Genomic DNA, 15,094 nt, shown 5'->3' with positions numbered 1-15,094 from the left:
GTCCGACTGCCGGACCCGGCCGCCGGTCCCGACCGTTGAGCCCTTGGGCGGATGTACGTTCACGGTTGTACGCCCGCGTGCGTAGGACGGCTACGGAACCCTCAAATCAACCTCTGAACATGGTCCGAGGGCTTCAACTCCCCGTGGTGCAGGGCACATTCTCTACCACGAGGGGCCCGCCGGCACGGGGGCGGCGGGCCCCACACGGGGGAGCACGGGGGAGCCGGGTCCGGTCCGGCCTCGGCTCTGTCCGCGTGGCCGGCGCCGCCGGTCCGCGGTCAGATCTCCAGGGCCTTGACCGGCGCCTCCAGGGCCCTGATCGACGTGGGCGCGTGGCCCGGTTCGGTGGCGATCTCCTCGAACTCCACGACCTCGCCGATGTCGTTGGTCGTGGACATCGAGATGTCGGTGACGCGCTCCAGGACCACCTCGACCACCACCGGGACCTGGAACCGGGCCGCGAGCTTCTTCGCCCGCTCGAAGGCGGCGCCCAGTTCACCCGGGTCGGTGACCCGGATCGCCTTGCAGCCGAGTCCTTCGACGACCTTGACGTGGTCGACCCCGTACACGCCCAGTTCGGGCGAGTTGATGTTCTCGAACTCCAGGTTGACCTGGAAGTCGATGTCGAACGCCCGCTGTGCCTGGCGGATCAGGCCCAGATAGGCGTTGTTGAGGAGCACGTGGACGTACGGGATCCGGTGCTGGGCCCCGACGGCCAGTTCCTCGATCATGAACTGGAAGTCGTGGTCGCCGGAGAGCCCGACCACCTGCGCCCCGGGATCGGCCCTGGCGACGCCGGGCGCGGCCGGGACGGTCCAGCCGAGGGGACCCGCCTGTCCGCAGTTGATCCAGTGGCGCGGGTGGTGGACGTGCGGCGGCTGCGCGCCGGCGATCTGCGCGAGGCCGATGGCGGTGACGTAATCGACGCGATGTCGACGGCCTGGAAGTCCCCCTTGTGGAGCACGGAGGTCGGGGCCTGTCCCGTGACGCACAGGATCGGGACGGAGTCGCCGGTCGCGGAATGCAGACCGGTGATCATGTCGGTGCCCGCGGGGCCGGAGGTCCCGATGCAGACACCGATGTTGCCGGGCGCGGTGCGGGTGCAGCCCTCCGCCATGTGGGAGGCGCCCTCGACGTGGCGGGCCAGGGTGTGGCCGATGCCGCCCGCGGCCCTGAGCTCCGCGTAGAAGGGGTTGATCGCCGCGCCCGGCACACCGGACGCGTGGGTGACGCCCTCACGCTTGAGGATCTCGACTGCCGCGCGGGCAGCGGTCATACGAGCCACTGAGTACTCCGGCCTCGACTGTCGGATCCGGGCTCCCGTCGCGCCCCGCGAAAGCACCGGGCTTCGCCTTGATTCCGCTTCGATTTCGCACTGATTCCATAATACGGAAAGTAAATTCTACTATCTGGAAATAATGCAGGTCGGGGTGCGGGGGGCGTCAAGAGCGGGCGACCGGTGTGCGGGCGGGGCAATCCCGGGGTCTCCGATCGATTCGCTGCCGGAGGGGGGAGTTCCGGAGGACGATGGAGGAGCCGTCCCCGTGTGGTGCCGGCGTCACGGTGTCGTGTTCTGGAGAGGGTCATGGCCGAGAGCGTGCCGGTGAGGTGTCCGGCCTGCCGGCGGGAGCACGTCTACGCGGTGCCGACGTACCCGTGCGCGTGCGGTGCGCCGGTCGTGCCCGTGCTGGATCCGCGGGCGCGCCCCGAGTCCGTCACCCACCACACCTGGGACGAGGACTGGGTGCCGATCCCCTGCGGTACCTGCGGACGGGCGGACCAGTGGCCCCGGCCGGAACTGGGGTGCCCGTGCGGGACGGTGCTGCGGGTGCCGCTGGCCGATGCGGACGGGGACGCGGATGCCGGTACCGCCACCGGCACCGGGGCCGGAGCCGGCGAACGCGTTCCGCAGACGGGGACGAAGACCGGGGACGCCTCGGACGCGGCCTCCGGGGGCGCGAACGCGGATCAGGATCAGGATCAGGACCAGGACCAGGAGCGGAGTACGGATCAGGATCCGGAACGGAGTACGGATCGGGACCCGGGCCACCGTTCGCCCCCGAAGCCCCGGCGCCTGCCCGCCGCCCTCGCCCTCCCCCGTACCGAACCGGCGTCCCGTGCCGCGTCCCGTGCCGCCTTCCAGCCGGTGACCATCCGGACGGCCCGGGACGCGGTGACCGCCGCCGCGCTGTACCTGCGCTGGCTCGGCTACCAGGACATCCGGCGGGCCGACCAGCGGCCGCCCTCCGGGATCGGTCTCGCCGCCCGCGGGATCGTCGCCCAGGTCGACCCGACCGTGCGCCCCGCCTCCCCACGGGACGTGGAGTGCCTCTGGCTGACGGCGATGACGGAGTCCGCGGGCTGTGTCTACTTCTCGCTGGCCGGCTACGAGAAGGACGCCCGCACCTGCGCCGACTCGCTGGGCGTCCCCCTGTTCGTGCTGGACCTGACCGGCACCCCGCAGCCGGCGAACAGCCTCGCCGACGAACTCGTCGCGACCGGCGCCTGAACACCGCGATCCGGACCAACTCGCCCTGCCGGGAGCATAATTGACTCCATGACCGTCAGAGCGGCCACTTCCGCCGACCTCCCCCTGCTCCAGGACATCGAACGTGCCGCGGGCGAGCCCTTCCGCATCTTCGGGATGCCGGAGATCGCCGACGACGAGCCCCCCGCGCTCGATCTCCTGCAGCGCTACCGGAGAGCGGGGTACGCCTGGGTCGCCGAGGACGCGGCCGGCCCGCTTGTCGCGTACCTGATCGGTGAACCCGTGGACGGCGCCTTCCACATCGAGCAGGTCTCCGTCCACCCGGACGCCGCGCACCGGGGCGTGGGCCGCACCCTGATCACGTACGCCGCCGAGCGCGCACGCGGGCAGGGACTGACCGGTCTCTCCCTGACGACCTTCGCCGAAGTCCCCTGGAACGCGCCCTACTACAAGCGGCTCGGCTTCCGGGTCCTGGCCGAGTCCGAACTCACCCCGGGACTGCGGAGGATCCGGGCCGCGGAGGCCGAGCACGGCCTGGACCGCTGGCCCCGGGTGTGCATGTACCTGCGGGTGGAGCCGCGTCGGCAGCCCGCCCGGCGAACACCGGAGTAAGCACTCCGGCGCAAGGACTCCGGGCCCCGGACTCCGCGGTCCTCGCTCTCGTCCGCGCCCCCGCCCCGCCCGCGCCTCCGCGCCGGTCCCTGGATGCGCGGATGTGCGGATGTTCCGTATTGGGCGGGCCGCGGGTCGGCTCCTACCGTGAACCCCACCCCCCGCAGGTCGACGCACCGCCCCGGTGCACCCCACCGGCACCCCGAGGAGAACCGTGCCCGGGCCCGCCCCCGCCAGGAAGGCGGTCGCCGCCCCCTCCGGCCCGTCGTCCCGAACACACCCTGAGCGCGTGGACGCCTCAGACAGAAGCCGGGGGCGTCGCGGGCCTCTCCGAGCGGCCCGCAACGCCCCCTTTCCACGCGGTCGGCTCACCTGGCGCCGCGCTGATGGTGGTGCAGCGGTGCGGCGCTGTCGGGGTCGAAGCCGGAGGCGTCCTTGCCCCGCACGGCGGATCGGCAGTCGCCCGGCAGCACGCAGGACCGGCAACGCACGGCGCAGACCGAAGAGGCCGTCCCGGACGCGCACCACGACAGCGACGACCGCCGGCGGACGGTGGCTGCTCGGCGATCCATGGATCCTTTCTTCATACGCGCCTGTTTCCTGCCCGTTCTCCACGAGCTCCTTCCCCGGATCGAAGGGGACTGTTTTTGTTTTGCGGTACCCGCTGTGCGTAGGAACTCACCACGAACCGCTGCGCCCCGGCCCTCCCCTTTCCGCTGTGCAAGAGATTTCGAGTCGAGCCCTCCGTTCATTGCGCCGGAGACGACGGAGGGCCACGATGGAGAATCTCACTGTCCCGCCAACAGGACAGTACGGTGGATTCGTCAATCATTCGCCACATCATTTCCGCGCCTCAGGGCTGCAAATTCACTGGCGTTGCCACACGACGAAAGGCGAGTGCTATATGTTCGTCCCCGGACACTATCGAGAATCAGACGTCTCGTGGATGGTCGATCTTATGCGCGAGAACCCGCTGGCGCTGATGGCCAGCAACGGATCTTCCGCCGACGGACCGTTCGCCACCCACCTTCCCGTCATCACCGACCCCCGCTGGGAAGAACTCCCCGCCCCCGACCTGGCGGGCATGCCCCTGCTGGGCCACATGAACCGTGCCAACCCGCACTGGGCCGCGTTGGACACCGGAACGGTCATCCTGCTGACGTTCACCGGACCGCACGCCTACGTCTCACCTGCCGTCTATGGCGTCACGCCGGCCGCCCCGACCTGGAATTTCACCTCGGTGCACGTTCACGGAGTGGTGGAGAGGATAAATTCAACAGAGGATACGCTGGGCGTCGTGCAGGCGACGGTGCGGGCCTTCGAAAAGGAATTCGGCGAGGGCTGGGACATGAGTGAATCCGTCGATTATTTCCGCAAGATAGTCCCCGGCGTGGGGGCTTTCCGCGTCCGGGTGACCAAGGCCGAGGGGATGTTCAAGCTCAGCCAGGAGCAGCGTTCCGAGGTCCGCGAGCGGGTGGTGCGGTCCTTCGCCGCGCGTGGCTGCACCCGGCACGCACAGACAGCGGATCTCATGAGCCGTCTGCCGTGACGGTCTTCGGCATGTCGCGGGGTCCGCACCCCTGGCTTGTGCGGACCCCGTGACTTCCACCGCCCCGGACGGGCACCTCCGCCTGCCCCCGACGCGGCCGTACATCACCGGCGCGCGTGAACCGGTCATTCGGAGGGCGGTTGCCGCTCGGCCTCCTGCAACACCCGCGCGGCGGCGGCATCGAGCGTGGCCGTCACCCACTCCCCCAGCTCGGTGCCGGCCTGGGCCGCGGCCTTGTGCCACCACTGCAGCCGGTTGTCGGGCACGGCAAGCTGACGCGTCGCCGCCCCCGTGCGCGTCTCCTGCGGGGTGAGCTGACGCCGGGCCCGAATGGCGTTGCGCAGTTGCTTCGTGCTCCACTTCATCCGCTCGGCGCGGTCGAGCCAGGTCTCCTGATCGTCGACGGGCATCGACGCCAGTTCCGCGTGGTGCTGGAAGCTGAGCGCGGACCGACGCCGGTGCAGCTCGAACCGCCGGGAGACCCAGGCGTAGTTGCGCAGCGTCTGGTACTGCAGTCCGGCCGCTCGGATGCCGCGCTCGTAGCGGTCGGCGTAATGGTCCTTTCCGTACACGAGCCAGTCCCCGAGCCACCAGGACGACGAGTTGAGCAGCCCGGAGAGCTGACGCCCGGCGCGTTCCCACTCCTCGAAGGCGAGCCCCGCAGGTATGTGCAGCCCCACCTTTGTGGTGAGCACCTGACCACGCCGGGACCCTGTCCCGTTGGCTCTTCGGGTTCCCGATACTGCTTCGGCATTCCTGTCGAACGCGAGCGCCTTGGACTCTTCGTAATCCTCTACCCGATTCGCCATTACGCCTCCGTTTATACGCGCGTATCAGCCGAGCGGTCCGCGGTGTCTCCCCAGCGAAAACGGAAAGCATTCACCCCGTGTCTTGCGCAGCCATACCGAAAGCAGCGGTCATCTTCTGCAGATAGTCACGGCCGAACCGAATAGGACCGGACATTCCACCGGTTTCCTCAGAGGTCGGAACGGTCGACCGCCGCCCTCCCGAGTAGATCCCCGGCATCGATGCAAGTGCAAGGATCTTGGCGCCATCGACTACTACTTTGCAGAGTCCGAACGACCTTCAGGGCAATGGTCTGGTCCACTGATTGGCGTGATTGATGACATCCGCCGGGCGCTGCGGCACCCGGGCGGCCACCGCAAAGGATCACGATCCGCCGGGAATGCCGCCCTGCCCCTCTCCACCACAACCTCGGGCAGGACGCCGCATATCCCAAAAATCCGCAAGTCGCAGCCGTACGACCACGGTGCCCGACAACCGCGGCAACGAGGAGGCGAGCCGTACGCCACTGGAAGGTATGAGCGAAATCCAGCCGTCATCGCACCGCGGGACCACATGCCATCCGAGGCGCCAGAACAAGTCAGCCAGCCTACCCAGTGGCGCCACGCCGGAGGGCGACCTAGACTCTCCCCGCACAGCGCTCAGTAACGTCGGGGGAGTTATTGTGGCATGAATGCGACTCAAGCGCATAATTTGCCGCCTTCACGAGGGGCGGCCTACGCCATCGGTTCGGAATTATCTCTGGACCATTTCAGTAACACGATCTTCAAGAGCTTACGCCGGACCGATCAGCGTAGGTGGGCGCACACCTATCTGAAGGGACTGCTCGTCACTCCGGGCAAGAAGTCGGTGCGTCGACTCGCCACCGCCGTCTCCCGCGATCCGTCCGTCGTGCAGTCGCTGCGCCAGTTCGTCAGTCTCAGCCCGTGGAGTTTCGACGAGGTCATGGAGGAACTGACCCACTGGGTGGCGGGCCGTCACCCCGAGCCCGTGTGGTCCATCGGCCGGGTCGTCCTGCCCAAGCGGGGCAACCGGTCGGTGGGTGTCCACCGCTACTTCGACCTGCCTTCGGGCCGAACGCTCAACTGTCAGCTGGGGCTGGGCTCCTTTCTGAGCGCGGGCGGCGCCCAGGTCCCCGTCGACTGGTGCCTGTACCTGTCGACGGCCTGGACGCAGGACCCCGAGCGGCGCAGGGAAGCGCGTATACCTGACTCCGAGGAGTACCGGCCGCTGTGGGCGCACACGCTCCGGCTCGTCGATCGGCTGTCGGCCCGGACGAACTCCATGTCCTCCGTCGTCCTCGTCGACATGAGCGACGAGCCCGGCGTGCGGCACCTGCTGCACGGACTCCTCAAGCGCCGACGTGACTTCGTCGTCGCGGTGCCGCCGCACCTGGCGGTGCTGCCCGCCGGCGGGGGCGCCCCGGCACCGGTGAGCGCGAGGGCCTGGGTCTCCGCACAGAGCCCGGAGACCGCTCTCGTCCACCTGCCCGGGAAGCAGCAGCGCACCGCGCACCTCCAGACGTCCCTCGTCCACCTGCCGGGGGGTTCTCAGAGCAGTTCCCCCGGACCTCCCTACCGACTCTTCACCGAGGTGGACTCCGCCCGCGCCCCGGGCCCGCTGTGGCTCACCAGCCTGGCCCACCACACCCTCGCGGAGGCGGGCTCGATCGCCGCGTCGCACGCCGGGACGATGACCGTGATCGGTTCCATGGAACGGGATTTCGGGCTGCTGGACTTCGAGGGACGTTCGTTCCCCGGCTGGTACCACCACATGGCCCTCGTCTCTGCCGCGTACACCTACCGGCGCCTGTACGGGTTCACCGCCGAGCCGTCCCGCAACACGGCGCAGCGGATGCTGTAGCGACGCGGCGCGGCTTCCCCCCGCTCGCGGGGGCCGGTTCCGCGACACGGCGGTCCGGCCCCTGCCGGGCGTCAGCGGCTGTACTCGTCCTCCCGGACCGTGCGCCGGTTCCGCGGGGCTGCGAGCTGACGCGACAGCCGCTCGCCTTCGACATCCATGTCGGGCAGCATCCGGTCGAGCCACTTCGGCAACCACCACGCGCGGTCGCCGAGCAGGGCGAAGAGCCCCGGAATGATGGCCATACGGACGACGAAAGCGTCGAAGAGGACCGCCAGAGCGAGCCCGAGGCCGACCATCCGTACGAAGTCGTTGTCCTCCATGATGAATCCGGAGAAGACGCTCGTCATGATGAGCGCCGCCGCGGCGACCACACGGCCTCCGTACCGGAAACCGGTGACCACCGCCCGGTGGGTCGACTCCCCGTGGACGTAGGCTTCGCGCATCCGGGACACCAGGAAGACCTCGTAGTCCATCGCGAGGCCGAAGACGACGCCGATCAGGATGATCGGCATGGTGCTCATGATCGGGCCCGGTTGGTCGACCCCCACGATGTCGGCGAACCAGCCCCACTGGAAGATCGCCACGATGGCACCGAGCGCCGCGGAGACCGAGAGCAGGAATCCGAGAGCCGCCTTCAACGGCACGAGGAACGACCTGAAGACGAGGATCAGGAGCAGGAAGGCGAGACCGACCACGAGGCCGAGATAGGGCAGCAACGCGTTGTTGAGGGTCTTGGAGAAGTCGATGAACATGGCTGTCTGCCCGCTCACCAGGACCTCGGCGCCGTGGGTGCGCCCGGCACCGGCGAGGTCGTCGCGCAGGTTCTTGACCAGTTGCTCCGTCTTGCCGTCCGTCGGCCCCGTGTCCGGAATGACGTTGATGATCGCGGTGTCACCCGCTTTGTTGGGGGTCGGCGGGCTCACCCGGGCGACGCCGGGCTCGTCGGACAGCCTGGCGGCCACGTCCTCTCCCACGGACTTGGCGTCGTCGGCCTCGACGGTGACCGTCAAGGGGCCGTTGAAGCCGGGACCGAAGGAGTCCGACAGGATGTCGTACGCCTTGCGCTGGGTGGTCTCGGGAGCCATGGTGCCCTCGCCGGGCAGGCCGAGTTCCAGCCGCGTCGCGGGAGCGGCCACGACACCGAGACCGAGAATCCCGAACAGCAGTACGGCGACGGGGCGGCGCAGGACGAAGCCCGCCCACCGGGCACCCAGGTTCGGCCGCTGTCGGGCAGCTCGTTTCGCGGCCTTGCGGCGCTGCCGCTTCGACAGTGACTTGCCCTTGGCCTGCTTGCGGTCCCGCCGGTTCAGCACCCTGTACGGGGCGAAGCCGAGCAGCGCCGGCACGAGGGTGACAGCGATCAGGACGGCGACCGCGACGGTACCCGCCGCGGCCAGACCCATTTTGGTCAGGACCGGGACGTTGACGACGGTGAGGCCGACGAGGGCGACGATGACGGTGAGGCCGGCGAAGACCACGGCGGAGCCCGCGGTGCCCACCGCCCGCCCGGCGGCCTGCTCGCGCTCCCGGCCCTCGGCCACCTCGGTGCGGTAGCGGGAGACGATGAACAGGGCGTAGTCGATCCCCACGGCCAGGCCGATCATCATGGCCAGGGTGGTGGTGGTCGAGGACAGACCGAGCGTGCTGCCGAGGGCGCCGATCACGGAGACGCCGATGCCGACCCCCACGACGGCGGTGAGCAGCGGCATGCCCGCCGCCACCAGCGAGCCGAAGGTCACCAGCAGGATCACGGCGGAGACGCCGATGCCGATGATTTCAGCGGTGCCCTCCATCGTCTGCTCCACGGGGACCGCATCACCGCCCATCTCGACCTCGAGTCCGTCCGCGCGGGCTTCGTCGGCCGCCGCGAGAAGGGCGTCATGCGCCTCGTCGGACATTTCCGCGGCAGCGACGTCGTACGTGACGACCGTGTAGGCGGTTGTGCCGTCCTCGCTGACGGCGTCCGCGACGAAGGGGTCCGAGGTCCTGACGACCTGCGGAGCCTTCGACAGGTCGGCGACGAGAGCGGCCACCTTCTTCTTCGTCCCGGGACCGGAGACCTTTTCGTCCTCCGGCGCGCGGACCACCACTCGCGCCGAGGCACCGTCCGCGCTTGCCGCCGGGAACTTCTCCTCCAGCAGGTCGAAAGCTTTCTGGGACTCCGTACCCGGCATGGAGAAGGTGTCGGCGGGCGGGGGTGGTGCGGACGAGGCGGCGCCTGCCGCCCCGATCAGGACGAGGAACCACAGCAGAACAGTGAGACCTCGTCGCCTGAAGGCGAAGCAGCCGATTCTGCAGAGCAAGGTGGCCAATGTGATCCAACTCCTGTGAGTACGCACCAAGGACGAGATGTGCCGAAAGGGCTCGGGACGCAACGGACGGCATCGGCTCGGTCGGGGCGGACCAGGTCGCGTGAGCGGTCGCGCGGATCGATGGGCAGGAAGGAACGGCGGGCAGCGGTCACCGCCCGGCTCACGCTGCCCCCCTGCTCGGTACGCACGCCCCGGTAGGGGGTGACGCGACGAGGTGTGCGAGTAGGTCGACCGAAATACAGAGCAATTACAGAGCAACCATAACGCCATGATGGCACCATCTGGCACCACTCCTGCTATCAACTTGCGTCTCCCTGGCTCACATTGCACAGCGCCGAGACGCCGGACGCGCGGCCACCCCTCCGCATCCCGACTGCGACCTGTGGATACGTCCCGACAGGCGGAGGGGGCAACGGGCAGGTCACAGCCTCACGTTGACCGAAAGGCATCGGTCGTGGGAACTCGCGATCAGGACACCGCTCCCGAGCGCCGCCCCCGCGTCCGTGACCGATTCCGCGCGCTGCCAACCGGGGTTCCGAACCCGTTCGACCCAAGCAGCCCATTGCGGCGCTAATGTGGCACCGCATGGCGTCAGTAGAGAATTGCGCCCCGCAGCTCGAGGCGACCCCCACCGGCTCTCTCCAGGTCTGTCGAGAGGGGGACCCGACGGTGGGCGGCAAGAGGTGGACGGGTACCGGACGCGGCAGACGAGTGGTGGGGTACGGAGCGTCCGGCTCGCCGGGGGCGGGCCGGGATCCGGCCGTGCCCCCGGCCGTTCGGGCCCGCGCCCCGGGTTCCGGGGGGACTCCGCGGCGAAGCGTGGTCCTGCGTCGTTCCGGTTGCCGTCTGCACCAGGCCGACGGCCGCAGATATCCCGAAGGCGGCTCGCCATGCCGACGTTCGACACGCCCGCACCCGTCCGAGTAGTACTCGACCTCGAGTTCGGCCAGGTCCGGATCGTCGCGAGCGACCGGTCCGAGACGACGGTGGAGGCGTACCCGCGCGACAGCGACGACCAAGACGACCTGCAGGCCGCGGAGCAGCTGCGCATCGAGTACGCCGACGGCCGGTTGCTCGTGAACGTCCCGGAACCCGGAGGGAGCGGGGGTGCGGTTCTCGTGGTGATGGCCGTGCCGACGGGATCGAGCCTGCACGGCCAGGGTACGGCGGCGGACTTCCTCGGGGTGGGGGAACTGGGCAAGTGCGATCTGAGCACGGGACTGGGCCACATCAGGCTCGACCGTGCCGACAGTCCGCGGCTGGCCGCCTCCCTCGGCGACATCACGGTCGCCTACGCGACGGGCAGCATCGAGGTCACGGCGGATCGCAGCGACGTCCGCCTGGGGCAGATCGAGGGCGGAGCCACGATCAGGGCGAAGGGCGAGGGCGACGCAACCGTGGGAAGGGCGCACGGAGCCGTCCGTCTGCACGCCGAGAAGGGGGCCATCAGGATCAGCCGGGCGCACGCCGATGTGGACGCACGGACGATCCAGGGGGACATCGACATCGGGGAGGTGGTGCGGGGGTCCGTCGTCGCTGCCACCACGTTCGGCAGCATCCGGATCGGGGTGGCCCGGACCAGCGGCACCCGCCTGTCCCTCGACTCCGCCACAGGCACCGTCTACACGTCCCTCTCACTCCTGGAGACGGGAGTGCCGGCCGACGAGGTCGTGCACATCCAGGCCCGAACCGTGATCGGCGACGTCGTGGTGGAACGGGCCACTACGGAATGAGTCCCACCGGTCCCGGTCCGGCGCGCTGCGCCCGCCAGGACCGGCGTCATGCGGTCAAGCCTCCGGCGGACCGGGCGTTTACATCAGAGCCAGGGAAGTGCCATAATGGCGCCAACACTTTGGCGCCACGCATGCCGACCCATGGCATGGGATCCGGATCGCCACGGGGACGCAGAGTGAGGACGGCCCCGCCGAGTTCAGGCACCGGTGCCCTTCGCACCGGTTCACCGGTGCTGTTGCCGCGGGCCCCGGAAGAGGACATCCCCCGCTCTCCGGGGCCCGCACCCATGCAGCCGGACCGGCACTCGACGGCCGGGCACGGACCCGGTGGAACAGTCCGGCGGCCTTGTCCGAAGACACCCCGCCCCGACTCCGGGACGACCGCCTTGCTCTTCGCCGCGACGACAGCTGCCGGCTCTCACGGCGCATGGCATTCGGTAGCGTCAAATGGCGCTATTGCAAGCCACAATGGCGACGGATCAGTCCGACGCAGTTGGCATCCGGTGACCCGGCAGCCTGCGGAAGGATGCCCTCCCCCGACCGGGGAGTGGCACGTTTCACCTGAACAAAGGGGTTGCGCATGATTGTTGGCCAGGCAGGTGCCGCGCGGCGCAATCAGCATGCCATGATGGTTCCATGGAACTACGGGAGTATGTCGAGCCCCTGCGCGAAGAGCTGGTCGCAGCGTTCGCAGCAGGAGATGCCGAGACCCGCGCAGTTGCCGAGCGACTCATCGCTCCACTGGAGTCGGCCGTCCGACTCACACTGCTCAAGGTCCTGTCGGCCGCGGCCGACGAGATCACCCGGAGCCTGGCACCCGGCTCGGTGGACCTCCTCCTGCGGGGGATGGAACCCAGTTTCGTGGTGACGCCCCCGCCGGACGGCAACGCCCCCGCAGAGAACGCCATGGACGCGGCCGGCGACGCGGCCACCGAGTGGTCGGCCGGAGCATTCAATGGCGCCGGAAATGGCGCCACGGCCCGGATCAACTTCCGTCCTCCCCAGGCGATGAAGGAACAGATCGAGGAAGCGGCGTCCCGGCAGGGCATCTCGGTCAACGCGTGGATGGTTCGGGCCTCCGCCGCAGCACTGGCCAACAGCAGACGAGCCCCTCGCGGCAGGCAGCAGTTCAACGGCTGGGTGCGGTAGTTCCCACGAGGCGTACGCACACCGGACGCACGGACGTCCGGCAGTGGACGTCGTCCTCCGCCGCCACTCGCCGGACGCCACCGTGCTCCGTTCAGCTGGACGCCATGAGATCGAGCAGCTCGGGCGTGACGAACTCGTCCGCCGGACAGGCGCCCGACATCGCCGAGAAGTAGCGATCGGTGAGTTCGGCGCTGCTCCCGATCGCCCGGAGCAACTCGATCTGGTGCTTGCCGGCCGCCAGCGCGGCGGTCGCAAGCGTGTTGCGGTAGTCGGTCACCAGCATGTCATGGCGCAGTGCGGCGAACCTGCTGAGCGCATCGCTGAGCCGCTGCGGTTCGTGCACCCCGTCACCGATGCAGTCGACGAGCAACTGCACCTGCCGAAAGGCGTCCGTGATGCCTCGTGCGGTGATGGAGTCCTTGTGGTGCCCGGCGTCCCCCACAAGCACCCACCCGGGACCGGCGGCCCTGCGGAAGAAGTTGCGCTGGTCGCCCGTTCCGTGCAGACGTTCGAGCATACGGCCGCCGACCATCTCTTCACGCAGTTCCGGCGCGGTGTGCTCGACCGCGGAGAGAAGCGCTTCGAGTCCGTGGCCGCGCAGCTGCCCGAACCGGTGCTGCGGGAAGTACGCACCGACCAGCGTCGCACCGCCGTTGGTCGGAATGGTCCCCACCCAGCTCCCGGGCGCCTCATGGAGCCGGAACCGCTGCGGCAGGTCCGACCAGTACGTGTAAAAGGCACAGGTCAGTTTGGGCTCCTCGGTCTCGAAGGGCGCCCCGACCCTGGCGGCCACGGTGGACCGCATCCCGTCCGCACCTACGACCAGGGGCGCGCGCACGGTGTACTCGGTTCCGCCCGTCCGTACCCGTACCCCGGTCACCCGGTCACCGTCGAAGACCAGATCGAGCACGGTGGACTCGTCCCGGAACTCGGCGCCCGAGTCGACCGCGGCCTGTACCAGGACCGGGTCGAGGAGGTACCGACGGGGTGCGAAGGCGGTCCGCACCCCGTCGACGGCCCAGGAGCACCCTTCCAGCCGGACATCGGCCACGGTGTAGCTGACCCGGTCGATCGGCGGACACCCGGTGGCGACCACCTCGGGCAGCACGCCCCACCGCTTGAGCAACGCGCCCCCGGGCTGATGGATGAGCAGGGTGGACAGCGTGTCCCGGGGGAAGCGCGCGCGTTCCAGCAGCAGGACCCGGTACCCGATACGCGCCAGGAGCATGGCGGTCGGAGATCCGGCGACGCGGGCGCCCACCACGATGACGTCGTACGTGTTGTTCATCGGGGACGGCTAACGGCGCACGCGCAGCGGCAGGGTCCACACCCCGGTGAAGTCGGGTGAGGTGAGGAACTCCGGTGCGCGGTCGTGGTCGACACGTAGCTCGGTGAACCGGTCGAGCAGGATGTTCAGCGCGACCCGTCCTTCCAGACGGGCGAGCGGGCCGCCCAGGCAGAAGTGGATGCCGTGGCTGAATCCGAGGTGCTGGTTGGAGGTGCGGGACAGGTCGAAGGTGTCGGGGTCGGTGAACCGGCGTGGATCCCGGTTCGCGGCGGCGAGCCACACTTCGATCATCTGGTCCTTGGGGATGTGTGTGCCACCGAGTTCCACGTCGGCGTTGGTCGCACGGTAGGCGGAGGCGAGCGGGCTCAGATAACGCAGGGATTCCTCGATCGCCGGCGGTACCAGGGTCCGGTCCTCACGGACCCGCGCCAGCTGCTCCGGGTACGCGTCCAGGCACAGCAGCGTGTTGCCCAGCAGCATGGTGGTGGTGATGTGTCCGGCGAAGAACAGCAGACTGGCGAAGTTGACCACTTGGTTGTCCGTGAGCCGCTCGCCGTCGACCTCGGCCTGGACCAGGTTGCTCAGTAGATCGTCCTTGGGGTTCCTGCGCCGGTCGGTGACGTGTTCGAGCAGGTAGTCGTTCATTTTCCGCTGGTCGTCACGCTGGCTGGCTATCGAGCGGGTCTGTTCCCCGTCCTCGTCCTTGGTCTTGATCTGGCCGCGTTCGGCGAGGCTGTCGTCCGCCCACTGTTTGATCAGGTCCCGGTCCTCCCGGGGGGTACCGAGGAGGTCGGCGATGACGATCATGGGCAGCGGATAGGCGATGGCATCGACCAGATCGAACTCGTCGGTGTCCAGTTCGTCGACCAGCCCCTCGGTCACCTCCGCGATGGTGGATTCCAGGTCGGCCACCGTCTTGGGAGTGAACGCCCGGCTGACGAGGGTGCGAAGGTTCTTGTGCTCCGGCGGGTCGAGCTGGGTCAGGTTGCCGTCGAAGTCCCACTGTTCGGCCCCGGGTACGAACCTGCGGGCGACGTCGGACGAGTAGGTCGCCGGGTCACCCAGTACCGTGACCGCCTCGGGGTACCCGTAGACGTGCCACATGCCCGTCTCGTCGTCGAACTCGACCGGCCGGCCCGGTCGCTCACCACGCAGCCACTCATGGCGCGGGTGGACGTTCCACAGGTCAGTGATGGCGTTCATCGGACTCACTTTCGCTCAGGGGTTGGCGTGGGTACTGCGGTCGTCCGGTGCCCTCCCGCCGGGCCGGCCGTCCCGGCGTTCGGCGGGTGCGGT

11 protein-coding genes and 1 pseudogene are annotated in these 15,094 nt (G+C 69.1%); 6 read left to right on the top strand and 6 right to left on the bottom strand.

Annotation, left to right across the window (positions count from 1 at the left end; genetic code table 11):
- Positions 1–278 precede the first annotated feature (278 nt).
- Positions 279–1,285 (bottom strand): annotated as a pseudogene (locus KM933_RS12055) (thiamine pyrophosphate-dependent enzyme).
- 300 nt (positions 1,286–1,585) lie between these two features.
- On the opposite strand from KM933_RS12055, the gene KM933_RS12050 reads away from it, so the two are divergent.
- On the top strand, positions 1,586–2,509 hold the full coding sequence (locus tag KM933_RS12050; RefSeq protein WP_221351141.1) for a hypothetical protein: 924 nt from the start codon (positions 1,586–1,588) through the stop codon (positions 2,507–2,509).
- Positions 2,510–2,557: 48 nt separating this feature from the next.
- Positions 2,558–3,100: a GNAT family N-acetyltransferase gene (locus tag KM933_RS12045; protein ID WP_221351139.1), complete on the top strand. Its 543-nt coding sequence runs from the start codon at positions 2,558–2,560 to the stop codon at positions 3,098–3,100.
- 368 nt (positions 3,101–3,468) lie between these two features.
- Here KM933_RS12045 and KM933_RS12040 read toward each other — a convergent pair whose 3' ends face one another.
- Entirely contained in the window at positions 3,469–3,672 is a 204-nt protein-coding gene (locus KM933_RS12040) for a hypothetical protein (RefSeq protein WP_221351137.1), read from the bottom strand.
- A gap of 206 nt (positions 3,673–3,878) precedes the next feature.
- On the opposite strand from KM933_RS12040, the gene KM933_RS12035 reads away from it, so the two are divergent.
- The gene (locus KM933_RS12035; protein ID WP_260333404.1) at positions 3,879–4,649 is read left to right on the top strand and encodes an FMN-binding negative transcriptional regulator; all 771 of its coding nucleotides are present in this window, start codon (positions 3,879–3,881) and stop codon (positions 4,647–4,649) included.
- A 125-nt stretch (positions 4,650–4,774) separates the two neighbouring features.
- On the opposite strand, the gene KM933_RS12030 is transcribed toward KM933_RS12035, so the two are convergent.
- Complete coding sequence (locus tag KM933_RS12030) at positions 4,775–5,344, bottom strand: LmbU family transcriptional regulator (protein ID WP_308013357.1); 570 nt, start codon at positions 5,342–5,344, stop codon at positions 4,775–4,777.
- Positions 5,345–6,122: 778 nt separating this feature from the next.
- Between KM933_RS12030 and KM933_RS12025 the strand changes: the two genes are divergently transcribed.
- Positions 6,123–7,316 (top strand): IS701 family transposase, encoded by a 1,194-nt coding sequence (locus KM933_RS12025; RefSeq protein ID WP_221351134.1) that lies wholly within the window; start codon positions 6,123–6,125, stop codon positions 7,314–7,316.
- Between the two features lie 71 nt (positions 7,317–7,387).
- Here KM933_RS12025 and KM933_RS12020 read toward each other — a convergent pair whose 3' ends face one another.
- Positions 7,388–9,628 carry an MMPL family transporter gene (locus KM933_RS12020; protein WP_221351131.1) on the bottom strand — a complete coding sequence of 747 codons (2,241 nt, stop codon included), beginning with the start codon at positions 9,626–9,628 and terminating at the stop codon, positions 7,388–7,390.
- An 890-nt stretch (positions 9,629–10,518) separates the two neighbouring features.
- On the opposite strand from KM933_RS12020, the gene KM933_RS12015 reads away from it, so the two are divergent.
- Both KM933_RS12015 and KM933_RS12010 read left to right on the top strand, forming a co-directional pair.
- On the top strand, positions 10,519–11,361 hold the full coding sequence (locus KM933_RS12015) for a DUF4097 family beta strand repeat-containing protein (protein ID WP_221351129.1): 843 nt from the start codon (positions 10,519–10,521) through the stop codon (positions 11,359–11,361).
- Positions 11,362–11,997: 636 nt separating this feature from the next.
- On the top strand, positions 11,998–12,510 hold the full coding sequence (locus KM933_RS12010; RefSeq protein WP_221351126.1) for a hypothetical protein: 513 nt from the start codon (positions 11,998–12,000) through the stop codon (positions 12,508–12,510).
- Positions 12,511–12,601: 91 nt separating this feature from the next.
- On the opposite strand, the gene KM933_RS12005 is transcribed toward KM933_RS12010, so the two are convergent.
- Positions 12,602–13,798: an NAD(P)/FAD-dependent oxidoreductase gene (locus KM933_RS12005; protein ID WP_221351124.1), complete on the bottom strand. Its 1,197-nt coding sequence runs from the start codon at positions 13,796–13,798 to the stop codon at positions 12,602–12,604.
- Positions 13,799–13,807: 9 nt separating this feature from the next.
- Positions 13,808–15,001: a cytochrome P450 gene (locus KM933_RS12000; protein WP_221351122.1), complete on the bottom strand. Its 1,194-nt coding sequence runs from the start codon at positions 14,999–15,001 to the stop codon at positions 13,808–13,810.
- Between the last annotated feature and the right edge of the window lie 93 nt (positions 15,002–15,094).

Origin of the sequence: Streptomyces beigongshangae (assembly GCF_019710745.1) — a bacterium.
Classification (GTDB): domain Bacteria; phylum Actinomycetota; class Actinomycetes; order Streptomycetales; family Streptomycetaceae; genus Streptomyces; species Streptomyces beigongshangae.
This window is presented reverse-complemented; position numbering and strand designations above follow the sequence as displayed.

Bases quoted from the DNA above. Each gene is read 5' to 3' on its own strand.
- KM933_RS12040 (WP_221351137.1), bottom strand. From the start codon at position 3,672: ATGGATCGCCGAGCAGCCACCGTCCGCCGGCGGTCGTCGCTGTCGTGG.
- KM933_RS12050 (WP_221351141.1), top strand. From the start codon at position 1,586: ATGGCCGAGAGCGTGCCGGTGAGGTGTCCGGCCTGCCGGCGGGAGCAC.
- KM933_RS12025 (WP_221351134.1), top strand. From the start codon at position 6,123: ATGAATGCGACTCAAGCGCATAATTTGCCGCCTTCACGAGGGGCGGCC.
- KM933_RS12035 (WP_260333404.1), top strand. From the start codon at position 3,879: ATGGAGAATCTCACTGTCCCGCCAACAGGACAGTACGGTGGATTCGTC.
- KM933_RS12045 (WP_221351139.1), top strand. From the start codon at position 2,558: ATGACCGTCAGAGCGGCCACTTCCGCCGACCTCCCCCTGCTCCAGGAC.
- KM933_RS12000 (WP_221351122.1), bottom strand. From the start codon at position 15,001: ATGAACGCCATCACTGACCTGTGGAACGTCCACCCGCGCCATGAGTGG.
- KM933_RS12005 (WP_221351124.1), bottom strand. From the start codon at position 13,798: ATGAACAACACGTACGACGTCATCGTGGTGGGCGCCCGCGTCGCCGGA.
- KM933_RS12015 (WP_221351129.1), top strand. From the start codon at position 10,519: ATGCCGACGTTCGACACGCCCGCACCCGTCCGAGTAGTACTCGACCTC.
- KM933_RS12010 (WP_221351126.1), top strand. From the start codon at position 11,998: ATGGAACTACGGGAGTATGTCGAGCCCCTGCGCGAAGAGCTGGTCGCA.